Annotated in this window: 19 protein-coding genes and 1 pseudogene; 14 read left to right on the top strand and 6 right to left on the bottom strand. The window is 70.6% G+C overall.

Annotated elements, in window-relative coordinates; genetic code table 11:
* A complete protein-coding gene (locus CEB94_RS28000) occupies nucleotides 1-900 on the top strand; it encodes an aldo/keto reductase (RefSeq protein ID WP_175434817.1) in 900 nt (299 codons plus the stop codon).
* A gap of 372 nt (nucleotides 901-1272) precedes the next feature.
* On the opposite strand, the gene CEB94_RS27995 is transcribed toward CEB94_RS28000, so the two are convergent.
* On the bottom strand, nucleotides 1273-2946 hold the full coding sequence (locus CEB94_RS27995) for a DHA2 family efflux MFS transporter permease subunit (RefSeq protein WP_175434816.1): 1674 nt from the start codon (nucleotides 2944-2946) through the stop codon (nucleotides 1273-1275).
* Between the two features lie 136 nt (nucleotides 2947-3082).
* Between CEB94_RS27995 and CEB94_RS27990 the strand changes: the two are divergent.
* Both CEB94_RS27990 and CEB94_RS27985 read left to right on the top strand, forming a co-directional pair.
* Nucleotides 3083-3604: pseudogene (locus CEB94_RS27990) on the top strand (IS607 family transposase); the annotation flags it as partial.
* A gap of 317 nt (nucleotides 3605-3921) precedes the next feature.
* The gene (locus CEB94_RS27985; protein ID WP_175434815.1) at nucleotides 3922-4536 is read left to right on the top strand and encodes a TetR/AcrR family transcriptional regulator; all 615 of its coding nucleotides are present in this window, start codon (nucleotides 3922-3924) and stop codon (nucleotides 4534-4536) included.
* 174 nt (nucleotides 4537-4710) lie between these two features.
* Here the strand turns inward: CEB94_RS27985 and CEB94_RS27980 are convergent, their stop codons facing one another.
* A complete protein-coding gene (locus CEB94_RS27980) occupies nucleotides 4711-6102 on the bottom strand; it encodes a cation:dicarboxylate symporter family transporter (RefSeq protein ID WP_175434814.1) in 1392 nt (463 codons plus the stop codon).
* A gap of 179 nt (nucleotides 6103-6281) precedes the next feature.
* Here CEB94_RS27980 and CEB94_RS27975 point away from each other — a divergent pair, with 179 nt between their 5' ends.
* The 5 genes from CEB94_RS27975 to CEB94_RS27955 all read left to right on the top strand — a co-directional run bounded on the left by CEB94_RS27975 (nucleotide 6282) and on the right by CEB94_RS27955 (nucleotide 11904).
* Nucleotides 6282-7949 carry a sensor histidine kinase gene (locus CEB94_RS27975; protein ID WP_175434813.1) on the top strand — a complete coding sequence of 556 codons (1668 nt, stop codon included), beginning with the start codon at nucleotides 6282-6284 and terminating at the stop codon, nucleotides 7947-7949.
* Nucleotides 7946-8635: a response regulator gene (locus CEB94_RS27970; RefSeq protein ID WP_175434812.1), complete on the top strand. Its 690-nt coding sequence runs from the start codon at nucleotides 7946-7948 to the stop codon at nucleotides 8633-8635. The genes CEB94_RS27975 and CEB94_RS27970 overlap by 4 nt, the downstream gene beginning before the upstream one ends.
* 119 nt (nucleotides 8636-8754) lie before the next feature.
* Entirely contained in the window at nucleotides 8755-10122 is a 1368-nt protein-coding gene (locus CEB94_RS27965) for an extracellular solute-binding protein (RefSeq protein WP_175434811.1), read from the top strand.
* Between the two features lie 16 nt (nucleotides 10123-10138).
* On the top strand, nucleotides 10139-11059 hold the full coding sequence (locus tag CEB94_RS27960) for a carbohydrate ABC transporter permease (RefSeq protein ID WP_175434810.1): 921 nt from the start codon (nucleotides 10139-10141) through the stop codon (nucleotides 11057-11059).
* A gap of 5 nt (nucleotides 11060-11064) precedes the next feature.
* Nucleotides 11065-11904, top strand: coding sequence for a carbohydrate ABC transporter permease (locus tag CEB94_RS27955; RefSeq protein ID WP_175434809.1), 840 nt, complete (start codon nucleotides 11065-11067; stop codon nucleotides 11902-11904).
* 354 nt (nucleotides 11905-12258) lie between these two features.
* Here the strand turns inward: CEB94_RS27955 and CEB94_RS27950 are convergent, their stop codons facing one another.
* The gene (locus CEB94_RS27950; protein WP_175437191.1) at nucleotides 12259-13596 is read right to left on the bottom strand and encodes an enolase C-terminal domain-like protein; all 1338 of its coding nucleotides are present in this window, start codon (nucleotides 13594-13596) and stop codon (nucleotides 12259-12261) included.
* A 25-nt stretch (nucleotides 13597-13621) separates the two neighbouring features.
* Entirely contained in the window at nucleotides 13622-14959 is a 1338-nt protein-coding gene (locus CEB94_RS27945) for a gluconate:H+ symporter (RefSeq protein ID WP_175434808.1), read from the bottom strand.
* Between the two features lie 136 nt (nucleotides 14960-15095).
* On the opposite strand from CEB94_RS27945, the gene CEB94_RS27940 reads away from it, so the two are divergent.
* Nucleotides 15096-15887, top strand: coding sequence for an IclR family transcriptional regulator (locus CEB94_RS27940; RefSeq protein WP_175434807.1), 792 nt, complete (start codon nucleotides 15096-15098; stop codon nucleotides 15885-15887).
* A gap of 106 nt (nucleotides 15888-15993) precedes the next feature.
* Nucleotides 15994-16947 carry an IS481 family transposase gene (locus tag CEB94_RS27935; protein ID WP_175434806.1) on the top strand — a complete coding sequence of 318 codons (954 nt, stop codon included), beginning with the start codon at nucleotides 15994-15996 and terminating at the stop codon, nucleotides 16945-16947.
* 125 nt (nucleotides 16948-17072) lie between these two features.
* Here CEB94_RS27935 and CEB94_RS27930 read toward each other — a convergent pair whose 3' ends face one another.
* Nucleotides 17073-17522, bottom strand: coding sequence for a PPOX class F420-dependent oxidoreductase (locus CEB94_RS27930; protein ID WP_175434805.1), 450 nt, complete (start codon nucleotides 17520-17522; stop codon nucleotides 17073-17075).
* A 177-nt stretch (nucleotides 17523-17699) separates the two neighbouring features.
* Between CEB94_RS27930 and CEB94_RS27925 the strand changes: the two genes are divergently transcribed.
* Nucleotides 17700-18458, top strand: a complete 759-nt coding sequence (locus CEB94_RS27925) for a helix-turn-helix domain-containing protein (protein ID WP_425472496.1) — start codon at nucleotides 17700-17702, stop codon at nucleotides 18456-18458.
* Here the strand turns inward: CEB94_RS27925 and CEB94_RS27920 are convergent.
* Entirely contained in the window at nucleotides 18455-19480 is a 1026-nt protein-coding gene (locus CEB94_RS27920) for an ATP-dependent 6-phosphofructokinase (RefSeq protein WP_175434803.1), read from the bottom strand. The two genes, CEB94_RS27925 and CEB94_RS27920, sit on opposite strands and share 4 nt — an antisense overlap.
* A 220-nt stretch (nucleotides 19481-19700) precedes the next feature.
* Here CEB94_RS27920 and pta point away from each other — a divergent pair, with 220 nt between their 5' ends.
* The 3 genes from pta to pyk all read left to right on the top strand — a co-directional run bounded on the left by pta (nucleotide 19701) and on the right by pyk (nucleotide 24572).
* A complete protein-coding gene (pta, locus tag CEB94_RS27915) occupies nucleotides 19701-21857 on the top strand; it encodes a phosphate acetyltransferase (RefSeq protein ID WP_175434802.1) in 2157 nt (718 codons plus the stop codon).
* A complete protein-coding gene (locus CEB94_RS27910; RefSeq protein ID WP_175434801.1) occupies nucleotides 21854-23071 on the top strand; it encodes an acetate kinase in 1218 nt (405 codons plus the stop codon). Before pta ends, CEB94_RS27910 begins: the two co-directional genes overlap by 4 nt.
* Nucleotides 23072-23144: 73 nt before the next feature.
* Nucleotides 23145-24572, top strand: coding sequence for a pyruvate kinase (gene pyk / locus CEB94_RS27905; RefSeq protein ID WP_175434800.1), 1428 nt, complete (start codon nucleotides 23145-23147; stop codon nucleotides 24570-24572).
* The last annotated feature ends 104 nt before the right edge of the window (nucleotides 24573-24676 follow it).

Here is a 24676-nt window from a genome sequence, read left to right as displayed (position 1 = left end):
ATGCGCTACCGCAGACTCGGCGGGCTGTGGGTGAGCGCGGTCGGGCTCGGCGCGATGCCGCTGTCCATCGAGGGCCGGCCGGACGAGGAGCGCGCCCTGGCCACCGTGCATGCCGCGCTCGACGCGGGCGTGACCCTTCTGGACACGGCCGACTCGTACCATCTGCCGGGTGCGGAGCCCGGCCACAACGAACGTCTGGTGGCCCGCGCGCTGGCCGCCTACGGCGGCGACACCTCCGGCGTCCTGGTGGCGACGAAGGGCGGCCGCGGCCGCCCGGCGGGCGGCGACTGGACGGTCAACGGCTCCCCACGCCACCTCAAGGCCGCCGCCGAGGCGTCGCGCAAGCGGCTGGGAGTGGAGGCGATCGGCCTCTACCAGCTGCACAAGCCCGACCCCGCGGTGCCCTTCGAGGAGTCGGCTGGCGCGCTGCGCGAGCTGCTCGACGCGGGCACGATCCGGCTGGCGGGCCTGTCCAACGTGGACGCCGACCAGATCCGCAAGGGGCGCGAGATCCTCGGCGACCGGCTGGTGTCGGTGCAGAACCGGTACTCCCCCGCCGTCCGGGACAGCGAGCCGGAGCTGCGGCTGTGCGCGGAACTGGGGTTGGCGTTCCTGCCGTGGAGCCCGCTGGGCGGGCTGGCCCGCAGCTCCCTGGACGGGCCGTCGCGCACGGAGGGAGCCGGCCGCTTCGGCGCCTTCCACGCGGTGGCGGCGGAGCGTGGCGTCAGTCCTCAACAGGTCGGGCTGGCCTGGCTGCTGGCCCGGTCCCCGGCGGTCGTCCCGATTCCCGGGGCGAGCCGTCCGGAGACGGCCGGGGGCTCGGCGGCCGCGGCGGACCTGCTGCTCACGGCGGAGGAAAGGGCCCGGCTGGACGAGGCGGCGGGGCCGGTTCGCGCCTAGGCCGTGTCCACGAAGGGCCGCCTGCCCCGCCGGGGGGGGCGGCTCGGCCGGGCCGTCGACCGGGACGAGGCCGCCCAGGCCGCCCGGCCGGTTCTCGCCTGGCCGTCGACGGGGACAGCCTGCGGAACGGCCCGGTGCAGGTGCCCCGCAGGGGATACGTGCCGGGCACGGCGTGTGCGGGCTGCCGGGCGCCCGCGCGGTGCCGACACCACTCCGGGCCGCTGGAAGCGCCGGACGGCCCCCGGCGCACCTTCTCGCCGCAGCAGAGCGCACCCTCCGGGTGGGCGACGCGCCTCACGGGCACCCCTTGGAGCCGGGCGCGCGCGTGGCGCCTGCCGCCCTTCGGCGGTGGCGCCACGTCCGCGACAGGCCTCAGCGGGCCCCGGCCGACTCCGGTTCCTTGTCCTCCGCGGCGGGCTCGTCCACCGTCTTCGACTTGCCGGGCAGCAGCAGCGCCACCACCACTGTGCCGACGCCCAGGATCACGGCCCCGATCAGGCTGGTGTGGGCGACCGCGTCGGAGAACGCGGACCCGACCGCGTCGGCCATCTGCCGGGCACCTCCGCCGAGCTGTTCGGCCTGCGCCCGAAGCCGCTCGGCCTGCTGGGGGTCGCTGGTGTGCGCGGCCTGCTCGGCGAGCTGCCGGGCCTTGTCGCCGATGCCCTGGGCGACGGCGTACCCGGCGCCGACGGAGTCCTGGGCCGTGGACAGGGAGCCGGCGGGGAGCTTGCTGCCGGCCGTGGCGTCCGAGAGGTGGCCGGAGTACGACGTGGCCAGCAGCGAGCCCAGGATGGCGATGCCCAGCGAACCGCCGAGCTCCAGCGACGTGTCGTTCACCGCGCCGCCGACGCCCAGCTCCGACTCCGGGAACGCCCCCATGATGGCGTCCGTGCAGGGCGAGAGGGCGAGCCCGATCGAGAGGCCGAGGACGACCAGGGGCGCGACGAAGTCGCCGTACGACGAATCCGAACCGACCTGGGTGAGCAGTGCCAGGGCCGCCGTGCCGCCGACCATGCCGGCCGTGACGGTCCACTTCATGCCGACCCGGGGCGTGAGGAGACCGGTGAGGGCCGCTCCGACGAACACGGCGCCCGCCAGCGGCAGCATGCGCAGGCCCGTGTCCAGGGCGTCGTAGCCGAGGACGAACTGGAGGTGCTGCGTCAGGTAGTAGAAGGCGCCGAAGACCGCAAGGAAGAACAGGGCGACGGCGAGGTTGGAGCCGGCGAAGCCGCGGTCGGTGAAGCGGCGGACGTCGAGGAGCGGGCGCGGGTGGCGCAGCTCCCACAGGACGAAGGCGAGAAGCCCGGCTCCGGCGACGACGGCCGCCGTGACGGCCTTGGCGCCCCAGCCGAAGTGCGGCCCCTCGATGATCATGTAGACCAGCGCGGCGATCCACACCACCGACAGCAGTCCGCCGCCGTAGTCGATGCGCCCGCGGTCGGCGGCCTTCGACGGCGGTACGAGGGCGAGGGCGCCGAAGAGGGCGAGGATCGCGACGGGGACGTTGATGAGGAACGTCGAGGACCAGCCGTGGTCCTCCAGCAGCGCGCCGGCGACCAGCGGTCCCGCCGCGATGGCGAGTCCGGCCGTGGCGGTCCACAGGGTGATGGCCTTGGCGCGTTCGGCGCGCGGGAAGGTCGCGGCGAGCAGGGACAGCGTGGCGGGCATGATCATCGCGGCGCCGGCGCCCATCACGGCCCGTGCGGCGATGACCGTCGCGGAGCTGTCGGCGAGGTAGCCGAAGACGGAGCCGCCCGCGAACACGACCAGCCCGAGGACGAGCGCGCCGCGGCGGCTGTACTTGTCGCCTATCGCGCCGAGCAGCAGCATCAGCGCGGCGTAGGGGACGGTGTATCCGTCGATCACCCACTGCAGGTCGGCGCTGGTCAGGCCGAGGTCCTCGGTCATGTCGGGCGCGGCGACGGTGAGGGCGGTGTTGGCCATCACGATGATCAGCAGGCTGAGGCAGAGCACGAGGAGCGCCCACCAGCGGCGTGCGTAGGGGCGGTCCGTCCTCTCGGCCGGTTCGTTCATGACGAGTCGCATGGCAGGGGTTGCCTTCCTCGCTGTTTGCACACAGCTGTGCATTTACACAACGCTGTGCAATCTACGCCGTTGCACAGTACTGTGCAACTCGATGGGGAAGGGGCTGCCAACCACCGCAGGATTCATCAGTGAACGTGTGAAGCTTTCCGAGTGGGCGGCACGTAACGGCGTGCACTACCAGACCGCGTGGACGTGGGCGAAAGATGGCCGCATGCCGGTCCCTGTACGCCAAACGCCGTCCGGGACGGGGCTGGTCGACGAGCCCGCCGCGGAGGCGTCCGGGCGAGTTGTGGCGTACTGCCGCGTCTCCTCGGCTGACCAGAAGCCGGACCTTGACCGGCAGGTCGCCCGCGTGGTCCAGGGAGCCACCGGTCTCGGTCTGCCGGTCGCGGATGTCGTCACCGAAGTCGGCTCGGGACTGAACGGACGCCGCCGCGAACTGCACAGGATCCTGTCCGACCCGGCCGCGGCCGTGATCGTGGTCGAGCACCGCGACCGCCTCGCCCGGTTCGGTGTCGAGCACTTGGAGGCCGTGCTGTCGGCGTCCGGTCGGCGCCTGGTCGTCCTCGACCCCGCCGACACCGCCGACGACTTGGTGCGGGACATCACCGAAGTACTGACCTCGATGTGTGCGCGCCTGTACGGGCGGCGGGCGGCGGGCGGCGGGCGGCGAAGAACCGTGCCGCCCGCGCGGTGGCCGTGGCGACAGGCGAGGCCGCCGGGTGAGAAGTTTCAGCCGCGGTCCGGCTTTGTGGTGCAGGCGTTCCGGTTCGCGCTGGACCCGAAACGCCGCACAGGAGCGTGCTCTTCGGTCGCACTGCGGCGCGGCCCGTGCGGCGCACTGCCGCACCAGCGGCAGAAGGAAACGAGAGACCGTACTCAAGCCGAAGCCCTCACGCTGTGGTGAAGAGACGGACCTTCCGGGCCGAGACGACCGGGATGCTGAAATCCAATGAGGATCGAAGCAACGGCACAATGACGTCCATGACCACGGGTACCAGCCGCGCCGATGCCAACCGCCGCCGCATCCTCGACGTCGCCCTCGCCGAGCTGCTGCGCGACCCCGACGCGTCCATGGACCAGATCGCACGGGCCGCGGGCGTCGTACGGCGGACGGTGTACGGGCACTTCCCGAGCCGCGAGGCGCTGATCAGCACGCTCGTCGACGAGGCCGTGGAAGCCCTGTCGAGCGCGCACGCGGCGGGCCGTGCGGGCGTGCGGGACCCGGCGGAGGCGGTGGCGCGCTCGGTGCTGGCGGTGTGGGAGCTCGCCGACCGCTACCGGCTGCTGATCGCTCTCGCCCAGCGCACGGTCACCATGCAGGGCATCCGGGAACGGCTCGCCCCGGTCCGGGAGGCCGCCACCGGAGTACTCCGGCGCGGCCTCGACCAGGGGGTCTTCACCTCACCGCTGCCCGCGCCGGCCCTGGCGTACGTGCAGGAGCAGATGCTGGTCGCGCTGATGGAGGCGGTGAACGACGGGCTCGTGGCAGCGCAAGAGGCGGGCCGCTGCGCCGCGGTCACCATCCTGACCGCGGCGGGCGTGCCCGCCTCCGATGCCACCGAGCTGGTGGCGAAGCTGAACGACTGATCTTCTCGAGCAGCGCTTCTCCAGCAGCGATCGATCCTCTGAGCAGCGATCGATCCTTTGGAGAAGCGATTGATCTTCTGGGGAATCGATTGATCTTCTTGACGTGCGGACCGGGCGGCTGAGCGACGGGGGGACACCCAGCCGCCCGGAGTCTCGCGGGGGGCGGCGCGGCCGTCAGGCCTTCGCCAGTGCCTTCTCGCCGCCCTGCTCGGGCACCTCCACGTGCTCCTCGGCCGGGCCGTCGTGGCCGTCGTCCAGCAGCGTCTTCTCGTCGAAGGGCAGCTGACCGGCGAGGACCTGGTTGACCCGCTCCTTGTCGATCTCCTTCGTCCAGGTACCGATCAGCACGGTGGCCACGGCGTTGCCGGCGAAGTTGGTCAGGGCGCGGGCCTCGCTCATGAAGCGGTCGATGCCGACGATGAGGCCGATGCCGTCCACCAGGGCCGGCTTGTGCGACTGCAAACCACCGGCCAGGGTCGCGAGGCCGGCTCCGGTGACACCGGCGGCACCCTTGGAGGCGACCAGCAGGAAGAGCAGCAGCGGGATCTGCTCGCCGATCGACATCGGCGTGCCCATGGCGTCGGCGATGAACAGCGAGGCCATGGTCATGTAGATCATGGTGCCGTCGAGGTTGAAGGAGTAGCCGGTCGGGACTGTGATGCCGACCACCGGCTTGCTGACACCCAGGTGCTCCATCTTCGCGATGAGCCGCGGCAGCGCCGACTCGGAGGAGGACGTGGACAGGATCAGCAGGAACTCCCGGCCCAGGTACTTGAACAGCGTGAAGATGTTCAGGCCGGAGATGACGCGCAGCAGGGCGCCGAGCACGATGAAGACGAACAGGAAACAGGTGGCGTAGAAGCCGAGCATCAGCACGGCGAGGCTCTTGAGCGCGTCCACGCCCGCGGAGCCGGTGACGGCGGCGATGGCGCCGAAGGCACCGATCGGGGCGGCCCACATCACCATGGCGAGGATGCGGAAGACGAGCCGCTGGATGTGCTCGATGCCGCGCAGGATCGGCTGGCCGGCCGAGCCCATGCCCTGCAGCGCGAAGCCGGCGAGCAGGGCGATCAGCAGGGTCTGCAGGACCGACTCGTTGGTGAAGGCCGACACGATCGTGGTCGGGATGATGCCGAGCAGGAACTCCGTGGTGTTCTTCGCCTCGGCGTCGATCTGCGCGTGACCGGCGTCCTTGATCGCGTCGGTCACGGCGAGGCCGGTGCCCGGCTCCAGGATGTTGCCGACGACCAGGCCGATGCCCAGCGCGACCAGCGACATCACCATGAAGTAACCCAGGGCGATACCACCGACGGCGCCGACCTTGGCGGCCTTGCGTACCGAGCCGATGCCCAGCACGATCGTGCAGAAGATGATCGGCGAGATCATCATCTTGATCAGCGCCACGAAACCCGTGCCGATCGGCTTCAGCTCTTGCGCGAAGTCCGGTGCGGCCAGACCGACGGCGATACCGGCGGCGACCGCGATGATCACCGCGATGTAGAGATAGTGCGTGCGGTCCCGCTTGGCCTTGGGTGCGGCAGGTGCCGTATCGGCTGCGCTGGTCACGGCGGCCCTCCTTGACGACGTCGTCGGCATCACCGGCGTGCGGCTCACGTCCGGGGGAAAAGGGAGCGGGGGCTCCCGGAGATGCGTTATGGGGAATGCCGTGACTATGTCCTGCTGTGTGAGCGCGGTCACCCTTCCGTTCATATAGTTCACAATCAGCCACGAGGCAGACTGACGACATGCGCTTCTCCGTCCCGGGTCCCCGCAGTCTTGCGGGCCAGCTCTTCGCCATGCAGGCCGTACTGATAGCGGTCGTCGTGGCCGGATACGCGCTGTTCACCTACGTCAGCGACCGCAGCCAGGCCGAGGAGGCCGCGGCGCGCCAGGCCAGGGCGGTGGCGCGGTCCGTCGCCGACTCCCCGTCGGTGCTGACGGCCGCCCGCGCCCCCGACCCGACCGCCGAGCTCCAGCCGTACGCGCTGAAGGTGATGCGGGACACCGAGGTCGACTTCATCACGATCATGGACCCGCGGGGCATCCGCTGGACGCACCCCGACCCGAAGCAGATCGGCCAGACCTTCCAGGGGCACACCGAGCGGGCCCTGCGGGGCGAGACCTTCACCGAGACCTACACCGGCACGCTCGGCCCGTCGGTCCGCGCGGTCACCCCGATCCAGGACGGCCCGAGGGTGGTCGGCCTGGTCAGCGCGGGCATCCGGGTCGAGCAGATAACCCAGCGGGTCCAGGACCAGCTGACGGCCCTGCTCGGCGTCGCGGCCGGCGCGCTGGTGCTGGGAGCGGTCGGCACGTACGTCATCAACGCCCGGCTGCGCCGCCACACCCACGGCATGAACGCCGCCGAGCTCAGCCGGATGCACGACTACCACCAGGCCGCCCTGCACGCCGTACGCGAGGGGCTGCTGATGCTGGACGGGCAGTACCGTGTGGCGCTGATCAACGACGGAGGGCGGGAACTGCTCGGCGTGACCGAGGACGTGGTGGGCCGGTCGGTGGCGGAGCTCGGGCTGCCCGCCCCGCTGACGGGCGCGCTGCTGGCCTCCGAGCCGCGCGTCGACGAGGTGCATCTGACCGCGGCCCGGGTCCTGGTGATCAACACCTCGCCGGTGTCGGGCGGCGAGCGGCGCGGTACGGTCGCCACCTTGCGCGATGTCACCGAACTCCAGTCACTGATGGGCGAGTTGGATTCCGAGCGAGGCTTCACACAGGCGCTGCGCTCACAGGCGCACGAGGCGGCGAACCGGCTGCACACGGTCGTCTCGCTGATCGAGCTGGGCCGGGCGGAGGAAGCGGTGGAGTTCGCGACGGCCGAGCTGGAGCTGGCGCAGGCACTGACCGACCAGGTCGTGGCGGCGGTGAGCGAGCCGGTGCTGGCGGCACTGCTGCTGGGCAAGACGGCCCAGGCGAACGAGCGGGGCGTGGAGCTGATGGTGTCGGAGGACAGCAGCCTCGACGACGGCCTGCTGCCCGAGACCCTGCCGGCGCGGGACCTGGTGACCATCCTCGGCAACCTGATCGACAACGCCGTGGACGCGGCGCAGGGCAGCGTGCGGGCCAGGGTGACGGTGGCGGCGTACACCAGAAACGCCGATGCCCCCGAGCTGGTGCTGCGGGTCTCGGACACGGGCCCGGGCGTGGACCCCGAACACGCCGAGGCGGTCTTCCAGCGAGGCTTTACGACGAAGCCGGCGGGCCCGGGCGGCCGGGGCCTCGGGCTGGCGCTGGTACGGCAGGCGGCCCAGCGGCACGAGGGCTCCCTGACGGTGGCGGAGGCCGACGGGGGCGGGGCGGAGTTCGAGGTACGGCTGCCGCTCGGGGGGTCCGGGACGGCGGCCGAGGGCGTGCCCTGCGGGGCCGCGCCGGCCACAGGCGCTGGAGGCGACGCATGACGAGCAGCGAGAAGGACATCCGCGTCCTGGTGGTGGAGGACGACCCGGTCGCCGCCGACGCGCACGTGCTGTACGTCGGCCGGGTACCGGGGTTCGTGGCCGTGGGCAAGGCGCACTCGGGCGCGGAGGCCCGCCGGGCCCTGGACCGCACCCCGGTCGACCTGCTCCTGCTCGACCTGCACCTGCCGGACGTGCACGGGCTGCAGCTGGCACGCTCCCTGCGGACGGCCGGACACCACGCCGACGTGATAGCGGTGACGTCGGCCCGTGACCTGGCCGTCGTCCGCGAGGGCGTCTCGCTGGGGGTCGTGCAGTACGTGCTGAAGCCGTTCACCTTCGCGACCCTGCGCGACCGCCTCGTGCGCTACGCCGAGTTCCACGCGGCGGTCGGCGAGGCGAGCGGCCAGGACGAGGTGGACCGGGCGCTCGCGGCCCTGCGCGCGCCCGGCCCGGCCGCGCTGCCCAAGGGTCTGAGCGCGCCGACGCTGGAGCGCGTGACGGTGGCCCTGCGCGACAGCGCGGAGGGCCTCACGGCCGCCGGCGTCGCGGAATCGGTCGGCATCTCCCGCATCACGGCCCGCCGTTACCTGGAACACCTGGTCGACGCGGGCCGCGCGGCGCGCCGCCCGCAGTACGGCACGGTGGGGCGCCCGGAGTTGCAGTACCGCTGGGTCACGGGCCAGTGACGGTTCATCAGCCGCCGATCGAACCGCCGCACACGCATTGACCTGACTAGACCACTCAACTTAGGTTCACGACGCAGCCACCCGGCCACAACGCAGTGCGCCCGTAGGAGGTCGTGCCCGTGCGCCCCACCGCCGCCCTCACACCCCTCGTCGCCCTCGTCCTCGCCTCGACCGCCCTCACCGCCTGCGGCGGGGGTTCCGGCAGCGACCCGGACACCGTGAAGGTCTCCTTCAAACAGTCCACGGACAACTCCGTCAAGGTGATGGACACCTATCTCGCGGACATCAGGCAGCAGTTCGAGAAGGCTCACCCCGGCAAGAAGGTCGAGCTCGTCCCGATCAAGGCCCCGGACTCGGAGTACTACACCAAGCTCCAGCAGATGCTCCGCTCCCCCAAGACCGCCCCCGACCTGGTCTACGAGGACACCTTCCTCATCAACTCGGACATCACCAGCGGCTATCTGAAGCCCCTCGACCCGTACCTCGCCAAGTGGCCGGACTGGGACCGGTTCATCGACACGGCGAAGGCGGCGGCCAAGGGCGAGGACGGCAAGACGTACGGCGTCCCCGACGGCACCGACACCCGCGGCCTGTGGTTCAACAAGGACATCTTCGCCAAGGCCGGCCTCCCCGCCGACTGGCAGCCGAGGACCTGGGACGACGTCCTCACCGCGGCCCGCACCATCAAGAAGAAGGTCCCCGACGTCATCCCGCTCAACGTCTACACCGGCAAACCGGTCGGCGAGGCGGCCACCATGCAGACCTTCGAGATGCTCCTCTACGGCACGAACGACGGCCGCACCGACCCCCTCTACGACAAGAACGCGAAGAAGTGGATCGCCGGCGGCCAGGGCTTCGAGGACGCCCTCGCCTTCGTCGAGACGGTCTACGAGGAGAAGCTGGGCCCGGACGTCTCCGACGCGCTCGACCCGAACGTCATGACCCGGGTCCGCGGCGAGTGGCTGCCGCAGGGCAAGCTGGCCATCGCCCTCGACGGCTCCTGGCTCCCCCAGGACTGGCTGCCCGGCAGCGGCCATGAATGGCCCGAGTGGTCGAAGACGCTGGGCCTGGCGGCCATGCCCACGCAGAACGGCCAGGCACCCGGCAAGGTGAGCATGTCCGGCGGCTGGACCTGGTCCATCCCGGCCAAGGCCGGAAACCCGGACCTTGCCTTCGAGTTCATCAAGACGATGCAGACCAGGGCGAACGCGCAGAAGTGGTACGTCGCCAACTCGGGCATCGCGGTCCGCGAGGACGTCGCCGAGGACCCCGCCTACGTCGACGCCCAGCCCGGCATCAACTTCTTCACCGACCTGGTGGCGACGACGCACTACCGCCCCGCCTACCCGGCCTACCCGAAGGTCTCCACGGCCGTCCAGGAGGCGATGGAGGGCGTGACGACGGGCGACACGTCGGTGGAGGAGGCGACGAGCGCCTACACGGACGCGCTGAAGGACGCGACGGACGACCAGGTGGTCGAGCGGTGAGTGAGGGCCCCCGGGCATGACCGCCACCGCACCCCGCCCGCGACTGGCCAAGACCCCCGAGGACACGCACCCGGCACGCGGCCCCCGCCTGCCGGTGCGACTCCTGCCCCTGACCCCCGCGGTCGTCCTCCTGCTCCTCTTCCTCGCCGGCCCGATCGCCTACTGCGTCTACATCGCCTTCACCGATCTCCAGCTGACCGGCCAGGCCCGGGCGTCGTTCGTCGGCTTCGACAACTTCACGCGGGCCTTCGGGGACGAGGCGTTCCTCAACGCCGTATGGCTGACCCTGGTGTTCACGGTCGTGTCGTCCCTCATCGGGCAGAACACCCTCGGCCTGGCTCTCGCCGCGCTGATGCAGCGCGCGTCGAAACCGGTGCGCACCCTCACCGGCGGCATCGTGGTCACGGCGTGGGTCCTGCCGGAGGTCGTCGCCGGCTTCCTGCTCTACGCATTCTTCCGCCGCGAGGGCACCTTGAACGCCATCCTGGACTGGCTGCACCTGCCCTCCCAGAACTGGCTGTTCACCCTGCCGATCCTGGCGGTGTCCTTCGCCAACGTCTGGCGCGGTACGGCCTTCTCGATGCTGGTCTACTCGGCCGCGCTGAACGAGATCCCCCAGGAGATCACCGAGGCGGCGGAGGTCGACGGGGCAGGCGGCTGGCGACGCATGTGGCACATCACTCTGCCCATGATCCGCCGCTCCATCGGCACGAACCTGATGCTCAACACCCTGCAGACCCTCTCGGTCTTCGGCCTGATCTGGGTGATGACGAGAGGCGGCCCGGGCGGCAGAAGCCAGACGCTGCCGCTCTTCATGTACGAACAGGCCTTCCAGAACAGCCTCATCGGCTACGGCACGGCGGTCGCCCTGCTGCTGCTCCTGGTCGGCTCGCTCTTCTCCCTCGTCTACCTGCGCCTGTTGCGGACGGAGGTCTGACACGCATGGCCCACACCCTCACGTCCCGCCGCACGACACGCCGCCTGGCAGCGGACGCGGGCCTCCTGATGGTCGCCGCCGCGTTCGTTCTGCCCCTGGTCTGGGTGGTCCTGTCGGCCCTGGACCCCCACGCGGGTCTGCGGGTGAAGACACCCGACGGCCTGACCCTCGACAACTTCGACGCGATCCTCACCCCCGAGATCACCTTCACCCCCCTCCTCAACAGCATGATCCTGTGCGGCGGCGCGACCCTGCTGACGGTGGTCTGCGCGGCCCTGGCCGCCTACCCGCTCTCCCGCTTCCGCTCCCGCTTCAACCGCCCGTTCCTCCTCACCATCCTCTTCGCCACGAGCCTCCCCATCACCGCGATCATGGTTCCGGTCTACGCGCTCTTCGTCCAGGTGGACCTGATCGACACCACGCAGGGCACGATCCTCTTCTTCACGGCGTCCCAACTCCCCTTCGCCATCTGGCTGATGAAGAACTTCATGGACGGCGTACCGAAGGAGCTGGAGGAGGCCGCCTGGACCGACGGGGCGTCGGCGTTCCAGTCCCTGATCCGCATCGTGCTGCCCCTGATGGGCCCGGGCGTAGCCGTGGTGACGGTCTTCTGCTTCGTCATGATGTGGGGCAACTTCTTCGTCCCCTTCATGCTCCTGCTCACCCCCGACCAGATGCCGGCGTCGGTCAGCATCAACGACTTCTTCGGCAACCGAGGCATGGTGGCGTACGGCCAGCTGGCGGCGTTCTCCCTCGTCTACTCGACGCCGGTGATCCTCCTGTACGTCCTGATCGCACGACGCCTGGGAGGAGGCTTCGCCCTGGGCGGGGCGGTCAAGGGCTGAACGGCGCGGCCCGCAGCAGGGAGGACGAGCGGCTGGAGTAGCCCTGCGCGTCAGGCGCCCGGCGTCGGTGCTGAGGCCGGGTGGGTGCGCAACTCGGCGCGACGAGGTGCCGCTGCGCCCACCCGTGCCGCCCTTAGCGGCACGCATGCCCGCAGCGGGGGCGGCCCGCACCCGCCGTCGTACGCAAGGGGACGTGTCGGGGGGTGTCCGCCCGCAGCTGGTTGGCGCGTCAACGAACAGTCAGTCGGTATGACACCCCATCGCGCCGTTCCGAGGACGGACACCCCCCGACACGGCCCCGACCCACCACCACCGGGCAGGCGCAGACAACGCGCACCCCCACCGAGGCAGGCGTCACCGCACCAGACACGGCCGCTTCGCATCGAACGACCACCCCGGAACCAGACACCGCATCGCCACCGCATCGTCCCGCGCCCCCAGCGCCTTCTCCAGGTACAGCTCATGCGCCGCCAGCAGCCGTTCCATGTCGAGGCCGACGCCCAGCCCCGGCGCATCGGGAACGGCGATCTCGCCGCCCACGATCCGGGGCGGCTCGACGGTCAGCCGCTCCAGCCCCTCCTGCCAGATCCAGTGCGTGTCCAGCGCGTTGTACTCCCCCGGCGCCGCGGCCCCGCAGTGCGTCACCATCGCAAGCGAGATGTCGAAGTGGTTGTTGGAGTGGCACCCCCACGTCAGCCCCATCGCGTTACACAACTGCGCCACCCGCACCGACCCCTGCATGGTCCAGAAGTGCGGATCGGCCAGCGGAATGGACACCGACTGAAGCGCCAGCGCATGCGCCATCTGACGCCAGTCCGTGGCGATCATGTTCGTCGCGGTCGGCAACCCCGTCGCCCGCCGGAACTCCGCGAGCACCTCCCGCCCCGAGTACCCGCCCTCCGCCCCGCACGGATCCTCGGCATAAGCCAGCGTCCCCACCAACGGCGCGCACAACTCCACCGCCTCCCGCAGCGACCACGCCCCGTTCGGATCCAGAGTGACCCGCGCCTGGGGAAAGCGCCGCTTCAGCGCCCGGACCGCCGCGACCTCCTCGCTCCCCTCCAGCACACCGCCCTTGAGCTTGAAGTCCCGGAACCCGTACAGGTCGTACGCCGCCTCGGCCTGCCGCACGATCGCCTCCGCGGACAACGCCTCCTCGTGGCGCACCCGGTACCACTCCACCGAGGAGCCGGGCTCCCGCACGTACTCCAGATCCGTCCGGTCCGGGTCGCCCAGGTAGAAGAGATAGCCCAGCACCCGCACGGAGGCGCGCTGCTGCCCGTCCCCCAGCAGCGCCGCCACCGGCACGTCGAGGTGCTGCCCCAGCAGGTCCAGCAGCGCCGACTCGACCGCCGTGACGGTGTGCACCGTGGTCCGCAGGTCGAAGGTCTGCGCACCCCGCCCACCCGCGTCCCGGTCGGCGAACCGCTCACCGATCTCGCGGAGCACCCGCTTGTAATCGCCGACCTTCGCCCCGACGACCAGGGACTCCGCGTCCCGCAGTGTCCGTGTGATCTTCTCCCCGCCGGGCACCTCGCCCAGCCCGGTCCGCCCCTCGGAGTCGGTGAGCACGACGACGTTGCGGGTGAAGTACGGCCCGTGCGCGCCGGAGAGATTCAGCTCCATGCTGTCCCGCCCGGCGACGGGATAGACGGCGAACGCCGTGACGACCGGCTGCTGACCGATGCTCATCATTGCCCCTTCTCGAAAACCCGGTTCACAGACTCAGAACGTCGAGAACCCACTCGACCACCAGCACCCCGCCGAGCCCGAGCACGGCCAGCACCGTCGTATAAGACGTACGGACCTTGATCGCCTCGACGACCGACAGGTTGAAGTACTCCTTGAACAGCCAGAACCCGGGGTCGTTCACATGCGAGAAGGCGATGGAGCCGCAGGCGACGGCCAGCACCATGACCTCCGGGTGGACCCCACTGCCGGCCAGCAGCGGCAACGCCACCCCGGAGGCCGTGACGACGGCGACGGTGGCCGAGCCGAGGGCGATCCGCAGGATGACGGCGACGAGCCAGGCGAGGACGATCGGGGAGATGGACCAGCCGTCCGTGGCGTCCTTGATGTAGTCGGAGATCCCCCCCTCGACCAGGACGTTCTTGAACGCCCCGCCCGCGCCGATCACCAGAAGGATCATCGCCATCGCCTGGGCCGCCGACGTGCAGGACGCCCCGACGTCGCTCAGGCTGCGCCCGATGCGCGGCCCGAACGCCCACACGGCCAGGCACAGCGTCAGCAGCAGCGCGATGGGCGCCGACCCGAGGAACGCGACGGTGTGCAGCAGGGGGCTCTCGCCCGACGTGGCCATGTCGGTCACCGCTGCGGCGACGATCAGCACGACGGGGAAGAGCGCCACGCACAGCGACCAGCCGAGGCCCGGCATCTCCTCGTCGGTGAACTCGCGTTCGCTGACCAGGCCCTTGGGGATGGACGGCGTCAGCCGCGCGACGAACGGAAGCCGGGGCCAGGTCAGGGCGATGAGCGCGCCGACGGGCACGGCGATGAACAGGCCGTAGAACAGGGTCAGTCCGACGGAGGCGTGGAAGGTCGCGGCGACGGCGGTGGGGCCGGGGTGCGGGGGCAGGAAGCTGTGCATGGTGGACAGCGAGATGGACATCGGCAGGCCCACCCACAGCAGTCTCGCCCCGGTGACCCTGACCAGCGTGAACGCGATGGGCACGACGATGATGAAGGCGACCTCGTAGAACATGGTCACGCCGATCAGCATGGACGTGACCACCATGGCCACCTGGACCCAGCGCGGCCCGAAGGCGTCGAGGAGCTTGCCGGCTATGCGCTGGGCGGCGCCGGAGTCCCCCATCACGCGGCCCACCATCGCGCCGAGCCCGATGGTCAGCATGGTGTCGCCGATCTGGTCCCCGATGCCTTCCGAGAGGACGTCCGGGATGGTCGCCACCGGAATGCCCTGGACCAGCGCCACCCCCACCGCCACGAGCAGCAGTGCGGCGAAGCCGTTCAGTCTCAGCCTGGTCATGAGGAGAAGCAGGATCACAACGCTGATCCCGACGACGAGCAGAGGCAAGGCAGTTCCCCTTTGAACCGGTGTCTCATCCCTGTATGCAGATGGCGTCCACGTATGAAGATGGAGGCTAAGTGGATGAACGGATCGGGTCAATGGGTCGGACGATCACGAATCGAGGGGGACCTACGATGAGCCCATGCAGGAGAGCAGAGGCGTCCGCGGCGTGAAGTCGGCGGCACGGACCGTCGCACTGCTCGAACTCCTCGCCGAACGGGGCGAGGAACCCTCGCGCCTCGACCAGCTCGCGCAGGACCTGGACGTGCCGCGCAGCAGCATGTATCAGCTGCTCCAGACGCTCGTCGACTCCGGCTGGGTCCGCACCGACGCCACCGGCTCCCTCTACGGCATCGGCATCCGCGCGCTGCTCACCGGAACGGGATACCTGGACGGCGACCGGCGCATCCGGCTGGTCCGCCCCTACCTCGACGAGGCGTCGGACGCGCTCGGCGAGACCATCCACCTGGCACGGCTCGACGGCCGGGACGTCGTCTACCTCGCCACCCGCGAGTCCCACGAGTACCTGCGCACCATCAGCCGGGTCGGCCGTCGCGTCCCCGCGCATGCCGGAGCGCTCGGCAAGGCACTGCTCGCCGAGCGCCCCGACGAGGAACTGCCCCTCGGTGACGAGCCGTTGACCGCCCTGACGGAGAACACGCACACCGGCCGTGCCGCCCTGCTCGCCGACCTGGCCGGGGTGCGCGAGCGCGGCTACTCCGTCGACCGCGAGGAGACGGTGCCCGGCATCGCCGGCTTCGGCTTCGCCCTGCGCTACGGCACACCGGTGGTCGACGCCATCAGCTGCTCGGTTCCGGTGGCCCGGCTGACCGGTGAGCACGAGGACCGCATCATCGCCGTGATGCGGGAGGTCCGGGCGCGGATCGAGTCCCGGCTTCCCCCGGCCGCCCCGGGCGCACCCGACTGGCGCTAGGTGTATTGAGCACGAGCGTTGTTGACACCTGGTGCTCGAGTTGATCAAAGGCGAAGACCTCCGGTGTGGTGGAGCTGTCTAGGACTGCACCGCACAGGAGGTCTTCGTGTCCCACCGTAATGCCCGGCTGACCGTTCATGGCAGGCGGCTGCTGGTCGAGCGGGTCCATTCCGGGCGGCCGGTGGCGCATGTCGCCGCCGAGCTCGGTGTTTCACGGGCTACTGCCCACAAGTGGGTGCGCAGGTGGCGGGCCGAAGGCTCGGCAGGTCTGGCAGACCGTTCCAGCCGACCGCTCACGACCCCGCAACGCACCCCCGCCGCCACCGAGCGGGAAGTCTGCGAGCTGCGGCGGGCCCGCAAGCTCGGGCCGGCCCGGATCGGCCCGGTCCTGGGCCTGCCCGCCTCGACCGTGCATCGCATCCTGACCCGCCATGGCCTCAACCGGCTGGCCTGGCTCGACCGGCCCACCGGCACCGTGATCCGCCGCTACGAACGCGACCGCCCGGGCGAGCTGATCCACGTCGACGTGAAGAAACTCGGCCGGATACCCGACGGCGGTGGCCACAAAGTCCGCGGCCGCGACGCCGGCCGCCCCATCCGCGGGATGGGCTTCGACTACGTCCATTCCGCCGTCGACGACCACTCCCGCCTCGCCTACAGCGAGATCCAGGCGGACGAGAAGGTCGCGACCTGCGCGGGCTTCCTCACCCGCGCGGCCGCGTTCTTCCACGCGCACGGCATCACCGCAGTCGAGCGGGTCCTCACCGACAACGCCTGGGCCTACCGCAAGGGACTGGCCTGGAAGCAGGCCCTCGCTGAGATCGGCGCCACAGGAAAGCTGACCCGCGCCTACCGACCCCAGACGAACGGCAAGGTCGAACGCTTCAACCGCACCTTGCTCGACGAGTGGGCCTACCTACAGCCCTACACCAGCAACGCTGAGCGGACCGCAGCCCTCGACACCTTCCTGCACACCTACAACTACCATCGCTGCCACACCGCACTCGGAGGCCAACCCCCGATCAGCCGCGTCAACAACCCTGTGGGTCAATACAGCTAGGCCGTGTCCGCGAAGTCCCGGCCGCCCCGCCCTCCGGGCGAACGACGGGACTTCGCGAACACGACCCAGGAAGCGTTCAGGCAGGGCGGTTCACGGCCCGCCGCCCACCGGGGCCGTGCTCCAGGTCAGCCGTCCGCCCCCTCCGGCAGCACGCCCGTCCGGAACGGCTCGACTCCCTCCAGCCGCCGCACCCGCGTCGGCTCGATCAGCAGCATCACCCGGCGCTCCCCCGGCAGCAGCCACGGGTAGCGGTCCTCGCCGAGGTACTTCCGCGCGAGCCGGTCCATCGCCCGCTCCGCCTCCTCGCCCTCCACGAACCGCACGACCTTCCCGCGGATCTCGGCGCGGTCGTAGGGGTTCGCGGGGTCGTGGTGGGACAGCGAAACGTACGGATTGCGCCGCACATTCTCCTCCTTCACCCGCCCCACCGAGGTGTTGACCATGACGTACTCCCCTTCGATGTCCGCCCACATGGGCGACACCTGAGGCGCCCCGTCCGACCCCACCGTCGCGAGGTGCCAGAAGTTCGGCGCGCGAAGACGCTCGCGAATATGCCCGTTGAGCTTGCCGTTCATGTGACGCACTGCCTTTCCGGACCCACGATCACCGGGCCCGGCGCCATCCTCGCCCGCACACCCGTCCACCCGACAGACGATCTTCAGCCCCACTCGAACCCGCCGGTAGCCGTAGCTTCCTACAATCCGTGATCCTGGCCGAACAGACCGTAGTCGGCACAGCCCCGCGCCCCTAGCTTGTGGCGCGTGCGCCGACCTTCACCCCATCCGAACGAGCCCTCCCCCACGACGACGACTCCGCCCTTCAACGCCCCCGCCGCCCGCCGCCTGCGCGCCGCCCTCGGCATGACCCCCGAGCACGTCGCGTACGGCATGCGCGTCTCGTACGGTCACCCGCACGTATCCCCGGACCATGTCATCGCCTGGGAACGCGGGGCCACGGCCCCGTCCAACTCCGAACTCACCGGCCTCGCGGGCGTGCTGTGGTGCTCACCCGCCGAACTCATCGGCAGACCGCGCACCCTGCGCGAACACCGCATCGCCCGCTGCCTCGCCCCGGAGGACGTGGCCCGGGCCGTGGGGCACGACGTGCACACGTACCTGCGAATGGAGGAGACCGACATCTGGCGCGGCACGGACCGCCAGTCCGCCGCCCTGGCCGATCTGCTCGGGCTCGGCCTGCCCGACTTCGTCACCGTCACGGGCCGGAACACCAAGCTCGGCGAACTGCTGCGCAGCGCCGCCACCACCCGCTGGCAGGCCTACGTCCGCCCGGTGGCCAAACTCGTGCCCCTGGACCGGCGGTGCCTGGAGAACGTCCTGCGGGCCCTGCACGAGGACTACCAGGGGCACATGGCCGCCACCCTGAGCTGGGGCGGCGGCAGCGGTGACGCGGGCGGCGCCGGCCAGGACTTCCTGGACCGGATCGTGGAGCACTTCTGGACGAAGCTCCAGGACGACGACGACCTGGAGGCCGGCTGGAAAACCGACGTCTAGAAGACCGACTCGGCCTCGTCCATCCGGTCCTTCGGCACCGTCTTCAGCTCGGTCACGGCCTCCGCGAGCGGGACCATCACGATGTCCGTCCCGCGCAGGGCGGTCATCCGGCCGAACAGCCCCTGGTGCGCCGCCTCCACCGCGTGCCAGCCGAACCGCGTGGCGAGCACCCGGTCGTAGGCGGTCGGCGAGCCACCGCGCTGGACGTGGCCGAGGATGACCGGCTTGGCCTCCTTGCCGAGGCGCCGCTCCAGCTCGTGGGCGAGGGCGGTGCCGATGCCCTGGAAGCGCTCATGGCCGAACTTGTCTATGGCGCCCTTGTTGTAGTCCATGGAGCCGTCGGCCGGGTGGGCGCCCTCGGCGACGCAGACCACCGCGAACTTCTTGCCGCGGGCGAACCGCTCCTCGACCATCTTCACGAGGTCGGCCGGGTCGAACGGCCGCTCGGGCAGGCAGATCCCGTGCGCACCGGCCGCCATGCCCGACTCCAGCGCGATCCAGCCCGCGTGCCGGCCCATGACCTCCACGACCATCACCCGCTGGTGGGACTCGGCGGTGGTCTTCAGGCGGTCCATCGCCTCGGTGGCGACGCCCACGGCGGTGTCGAAACCGAAGGTGCGGTCCGTGGAGGAGATGTCGTTGTCGATCGTCTTCGGGACGCCCACGACGGGCAGGCCCGCGTCGCTCAGCATGCGCGCGGCCGTCAGCGTGCCCTCGCCGCCGATCGGGATCAGCGCGTCGATGCCGAACTCGTGGATCATGTCGGAGGCGTTCTCGCAGGCCTCGCGGAGCCGGTCACGCTCCAGCCGGGACGAACCGAGGATGGTGCCGCCGCGGGCGAGGATGCCGCTGACCGCGTTCAGGTCGAGGGAGCGGTAGCGGCCGTCGAGCAGGCCCGCGTAGCCGTCCTCGAAGCCGATGACCTCGTCGCCGTAATTGTCGACCGCCCGGTGCACGACCGACCGGATCACGGCGTTCAGGCCGGGGCAGTCGCCGCCTGCGGTGAGAACTCCGATACGCATCGTGCTGTGTCTCCTGCTCGCTGTTGACACCGGTGAGCCACTGCCGATTGTTTCACGCTCCACGGCCCGGTGCGGCACCCCGACCTGACGGGCGTCTTATCTAGCGACAGAGGTATTGTCAAGAGGGTTCTGCTCACCTCGGTGGGCGATTTTTGTGCCCCAGGCTGGACAGCCGATGGGTGTGAGGCCTCCCCCACTCCAGACGAAACGGAGAGCGCGCGTGACCCGCAGCGTGTACGTGACCGGCATCGACCGCGGCGACGGACGCCAGGTCGTCGAACTGGGGGTCATGGAGCTCCTCACCCGGCAGGTCGACCGGGTCGGTGTGTTCCGCCCCCTGGTCCACGACGGGCCCGACCGCCTCTTCGAGCTGCTGCGCGCCCGCTACCGGCTCACCCAGGACCCGGCGACCGTCTACGGCATGGACTACCACGAGGCGTCCGCCCTCCAGGCCGAGGCCGGCACCGACGAGCTGGTGTCCACCCTCGTCGACCGCTTCCACTTGGTCGCCCGTGACTACGACGTCGTCCTGGTCCTCGGCACCGACTACGCCGGCACCCAGCTCCCGGACGAGCTGTCGCTCAACGCCCGGCTGGCGAACGAGTTCGGCGCGTCCGTGATCCCGGTCGTCGGCGGCCGCAAGCAGACCCTGGAGTCCGTGCTCGCCGAGACGCGCAACGCCTACCGCGCCTACGACACGCTGGGCTGCGACGTCCTGGCCATGGTCGCCAACCGGGTGGCCCGCGAGGACCGCGACGAGATCGCCGGCCAGCTCGACTCCCGGCTGCCGGTGCCCTGTTACGTCCTGCCCGACGAACCCGCGCTGTCCGCGCCGACCGTCTCGCAGATCGGCCACGCCCTCGGCGCCAAGGTGGTGCTCGGCGACGACTCGGGGCTCGCCCGGGACGTGCTCGGCTTCGTCTTCGGCGGCGCGATGCTGCCGAACTTCCTGGGCGCCCTGACCCCGGGCTGCCTCGTCGTCACCCCGGGCGACCGCGCCGACCTGGTCGTCGGAGCGCTCGCCGCGCACAGCGCCGGGACCCCGCCCATAGCGGGTGTGCTGCTCACGCTGGACGAGGTGCCCGGCGACCACATCCTCACGCTCGCCGACCGCCTCGCCCCCGGCACCCCGGTGCTGTCGGTGGCCGGCACCAGCTTCCCCACCGCAGAGCAGCTGTTCTCCCTGGAGGGCAAGCTCAACGCGGCCACTCCGCGCAAGGCCGAGCGGGCCCTCGGCCTGTTCGAGCGGTACGCCGACACCGGCGACCTCGCGCGCCGCGTCTCCGCGCCGAGCAGCGACCGCGTCACCCCGATGATGTTCGAGCACAAGCTGCTGGAGCAGGCCCGCTCCGATCTGCGCCGGATCGTCCTGCCCGAGGGCACCGAGGAGCGCGTGCTGCACGCCGCCGAGGTGCTGCTGCGCAGGGGGGTGTGCGACCTGACGCTGCTCGGGCCGGCCGACCAGATCCGCAAGAAGGCCGCCGACCTCGGCATCGACCTCGGCGAGTCCCAGCTGATCGACCCGGCCGCCTCCGAACTGCGCGACGTCTTCGCCGAGAAGTACGCGGCCCTGCGCGCCCACCGGGGCGTCACGGTGGAGCTGGCCTACGACGTCGTCTCCGACGTGAACTACTTCGGCACGCTGATGGTCCAGGAGGGCCTCGCCGACGGCATGGTGTCGGGCTCGGTGCACTCCACGGCCGCGACCATCCGCCCGGCCTTCGAGATCATCAAGACCAGGGGGGCCGCGCGAAGCGCGTCAGGTAGGGCGGTGGTGGGAGACGGGAGGGCCAAGCCGGACACCGACATCGTCTCGTCGGTGTTCTTCATGTGCCTGGCCGACAAGGTCCTCGTCTACGGCGACTGCGCGGTCAACCCGGACCCGAACGCCGAGCAGCTGGCCGACATCGCCATCCAGTCGGCGACCACGGCCGAGCAGTTCGGTGTGGAGCCGCGGATCGCGATGCTGTCGTACTCCACCGGCACCTCCGGCTCCGGCGCCGACGTCGACAAGGTGCGCGAGGCCACCGAGCTCGTGCGCTCGCGCCGGCCCGACCTGAAGATCGAGGGCCCGATCCAGTACGACGCCGCCGTGGAGCCGTCGGTCGCGGCGACCAAGCTGCCCGGCTCCGAGGTCGCCGGGCAGGCGAGCGTGCTGATCTTCCCCGACCTGAACACCGGCAACAACACCTACAAGGCCGTGCAGCGCTCGGCCGGCGCGATCGCCGTCGGGCCGGTGCTGCAGGGTCTGCGCAAGCCGGTCAACGACCTGTCCCGGGGCGCCATGGTCTCGGACATCGTGAACACCGTCGCCATCACGGCGATCCAGGCCCAGTCCCCCGCCCCGGCCCCGAGCGAGAAGGCGACCGCCCAGTGAGCAGCCCGACCCGTGTCCTCGTCCTCAACTCCGGCTCCTCGTCGTTGAAGTACCAGCTGCTCGACATGCGCGACAGCAGCCGGCTGGCGGTGGGTCTGGTCGAGCGCATCGGCGAGCAGACCTCCCGGCTGAAGCACACCCCGGCCGGCGGCGAGAGCCGGGAGCGCGGCGGTGCGATCGCCGACCACGACGCCGCGCTGAAGGCCGTGGCCGAGGAGCTCGCCAAGGACGGTCTGGGCCTGGACTCGACCGAACTGGCCGCGATCGGGCACCGCGTGGTGCACGGCGGCAAGTCCTTCACCGAGCCGACCGTGATCGACGACGCCGTGCTCGCCGAGATCGAGCGCCTCATCCCGGTGGCCCCGCTGCACAACCCGGCCAACCTCACCGGGATCCGCACGGCCCGGGCGCTGCGGCCCGACCTGCCGCAGGTCGCCGTCTTCGACACCGCCTTCCACACGACGATGCCGGAGTCGGCCGCCCGCTACGCGATCGACGTGAAGACGGCCGACGAGCACCGCATCCGCCGCTACGGCTTCCACGGCACCTCCCACGCCTACGTCTCCCGCGCCACGGCGGAGCTGCTGGGCAAGGACCCCGCCGAGACGAACGTGATCGTGCTGCACCTGGGCAACGGGGCGTCGGCCTCGGCCGTGCGGGGCGGTCGTTGCGTGGACACCTCCATGGGGCTGACGCCTTTGGAGGGGCTCGTGATGGGTACGCGCTCCGGAGACATGGACCCCGCCGTCATCTTCCATTTGATGCGTGTTGGTGGAATGTCCGCCGACGAGATCGACACTCTTCTCAACAAGAAGAGCGGTCTGACCGGTCTGTGCGGTGACAACGACATGAGGGAGATCCGCCGCCGCGTCGACGAGGGCGACGAGCAGGCGGAGCTGGCGTTCGACATCTACATTCACCGGCTGAAGAAGTACATCGGCGCCTATTACGCCGTACTCGGGCGGGTGGACGCGGTCGCCTTCACCGCCGGTGTCGGTGAGAACGCGGCGCCCGTGCGGGAGGCGGCCCTGGCGGGCCTGGAGGAGCTGGGCCTGGCGGTGGACGGCGAGCGCAACGCCGTACGGGGGGACGAGGCGCGGCTGATCTCGCCGGAAGGCGCCCGGGTCGCGGTGGCGGTGGTCCCTACTGACGAGGAATTGGAGATCGCGACACAGACCTACGCGCTGGTAATTGGTTCGGGGAATCACACCTGAGCGGCATCCCGCCCTTTTGTATTTTCCGCCAGACGGAATATTCCGTTGCGAAACAAACCGATAGGATCGCCCCATGCGCCGTTCGAAAATCGTCTGTACTCTCGGCCCCGCGGTCGACTCCCACGATCAGCTTGTCGCGTTGATCGAAGCCGGCATGAACGTGGCCCGCTTCAACTTCAGCCACGGCTCGCACGCCGAGCACCAGGGCCGGTACGACCGGGTCCGTGCCGCCGCCAAGGAAACCGGCCGGGCCATCGGTGTCCTCGCCGACCTCCAGGGCCCGAAGATCCGCCTGGAGACCTTCGCCGAGGGCCCCGTGGAGCTGGTGCGCGGTGACGAGTTCACCATCACCACCGAGGACGTCCCGGGCGACAAGACGATCTGCGGGACGACCTACAAGGGCCTGCCCGGTGACGTCACCAAGGGCGACCAGGTGCTCATCAACGACGGCAACGTCGAGCTGAAGGTCACCGAGGTCGAGGGCCCCCGGGTGAAGACGATCGTCATCGAGGGCGGCGTCATCTCCGACCACAAGGGCATCAACCTGCCCGGCGCGGCCGTCAACGTGCCCGCCCTGTCCGAGAAGGACATCGAGGACCTGCGCTTCGCGCTGCGCATGGGCTGCGACCTGGTCGCGCTGTCCTTCGTCCGCGACGCCAAGGACGTCCAGGACGTCCACCGCATCATGGACGAGGAGGGCCGCCGCGTCCCGGTCATCGCCAAGGTGGAGAAGCCGCAGGCGGTGCAGAACATGGAGGACGTCGTGATGGCGTTCGACGGCGTGATGGTCGCCCGCGGTGACCTCGCCGTCGAGTACCCGCTCGAGAAGGTCCCCATGGTGCAGAAGCGCCTGATCGAGCTGTGCCGGCGCAACGCCAAGCCGGTGATCGTGGCGACCCAGATGATGGAGTCGATGATCACCAACTCGCGTCCGACCCGCGCCGAGGCCTCCGACGTGGCCAACGCGATCCTGGACGGTGCCGACGCGGTCATGCTGTCCGCCGAGTCGAGCGTGGGCGCGTACCCGATCGAGACCGTGAAGACGATGTCGAAGATCGTCACCGCGGCCGAGCAGGAGCTGATGTCCAAGGGGCTCCAGCCGCTCGTCCCGGGCAAGAAGCCGCGTACGCAGGGCGGTTCGGTGGCCCGTGCGGCCTGCGAGATCGCCGACTTCCTCGGCGGCCGGGGCCTGGTGGCCTTCACACAGTCCGGCGACACCGCCCGCCGGCTCTCGCGCTACCGCGCGGTCCAGCCGATCATCGCCTTCACCACCGACGAGGGCACCCGCAACCAGATGGCGCTGAGCTGGGGCGTGGAGCCGTACGTGGTGCCGTTCGTCAACAGCACCGACGAGATGGTCGCCCTGGTGGAGCAGGAGCTGGTGAAGCTCAACCGCTTCAACGAGGGCGACATCGTGGTCATCACCGCCGGCTCGCCCCCCGGCGTGCCCGGCACCACCAACATGGTGCGGGTCCACCACCTGGGCGAGGCCAAGGGCTGATCCGTGAAGGGCCGTGAAGGCCCGTACACGCCGCCGAGGGCGCCCCCTGGGATCCAGGGGGCGCCCTCGGTGTGTGCGGCTCCCGAACGGGCTCTGAGGGGCGC

It is taken from the genome of Streptomyces hawaiiensis (genome assembly GCF_004803895.1).
Taxonomy (GTDB): Bacteria; Actinomycetota; Actinomycetes; order Streptomycetales; family Streptomycetaceae; genus Streptomyces; species Streptomyces hawaiiensis.
Note: the sequence above shows the minus strand (reverse complement) of the source record. Positions and strands in the feature narration are given on the sequence as shown.

What these genes read in the sequence shown, in the direction of transcription:
- CEB94_RS28000 (WP_175434817.1), top strand. Translation starts at nt 1, where the DNA reads ATGCGCTACCGCAGACTCGGCGGGCTGTGGGTGAGCGCGGTCGGGCTC.
- CEB94_RS27995 (WP_175434816.1), bottom strand. Translation starts at nt 2,946, where the DNA reads ATGCGACTCGTCATGAACGAACCGGCCGAGAGGACGGACCGCCCCTAC.
- CEB94_RS27985 (WP_175434815.1), top strand. Translation starts at nt 3,922, where the DNA reads ATGACGTCCATGACCACGGGTACCAGCCGCGCCGATGCCAACCGCCGC.
- CEB94_RS27975 (WP_175434813.1), top strand. Translation starts at nt 6,282, where the DNA reads ATGCGCTTCTCCGTCCCGGGTCCCCGCAGTCTTGCGGGCCAGCTCTTC.
- CEB94_RS27970 (WP_175434812.1), top strand. Translation starts at nt 7,946, where the DNA reads ATGACGAGCAGCGAGAAGGACATCCGCGTCCTGGTGGTGGAGGACGAC.
- CEB94_RS27960 (WP_175434810.1), top strand. Translation starts at nt 10,139, where the DNA reads ATGACCGCCACCGCACCCCGCCCGCGACTGGCCAAGACCCCCGAGGAC.
- CEB94_RS27955 (WP_175434809.1), top strand. Translation starts at nt 11,065, where the DNA reads ATGGCCCACACCCTCACGTCCCGCCGCACGACACGCCGCCTGGCAGCG.
- CEB94_RS27950 (WP_175437191.1), bottom strand. Translation starts at nt 13,596, where the DNA reads ATGAGCATCGGTCAGCAGCCGGTCGTCACGGCGTTCGCCGTCTATCCC.
- CEB94_RS27940 (WP_175434807.1), top strand. Translation starts at nt 15,096, where the DNA reads ATGCAGGAGAGCAGAGGCGTCCGCGGCGTGAAGTCGGCGGCACGGACC.
- CEB94_RS27930 (WP_175434805.1), bottom strand. Translation starts at nt 17,522, where the DNA reads ATGAACGGCAAGCTCAACGGGCATATTCGCGAGCGTCTTCGCGCGCCG.
- CEB94_RS27920 (WP_175434803.1), bottom strand. Translation starts at nt 19,480, where the DNA reads ATGCGTATCGGAGTTCTCACCGCAGGCGGCGACTGCCCCGGCCTGAAC.
- pyk (WP_175434800.1), top strand. Translation starts at nt 23,145, where the DNA reads ATGCGCCGTTCGAAAATCGTCTGTACTCTCGGCCCCGCGGTCGACTCC.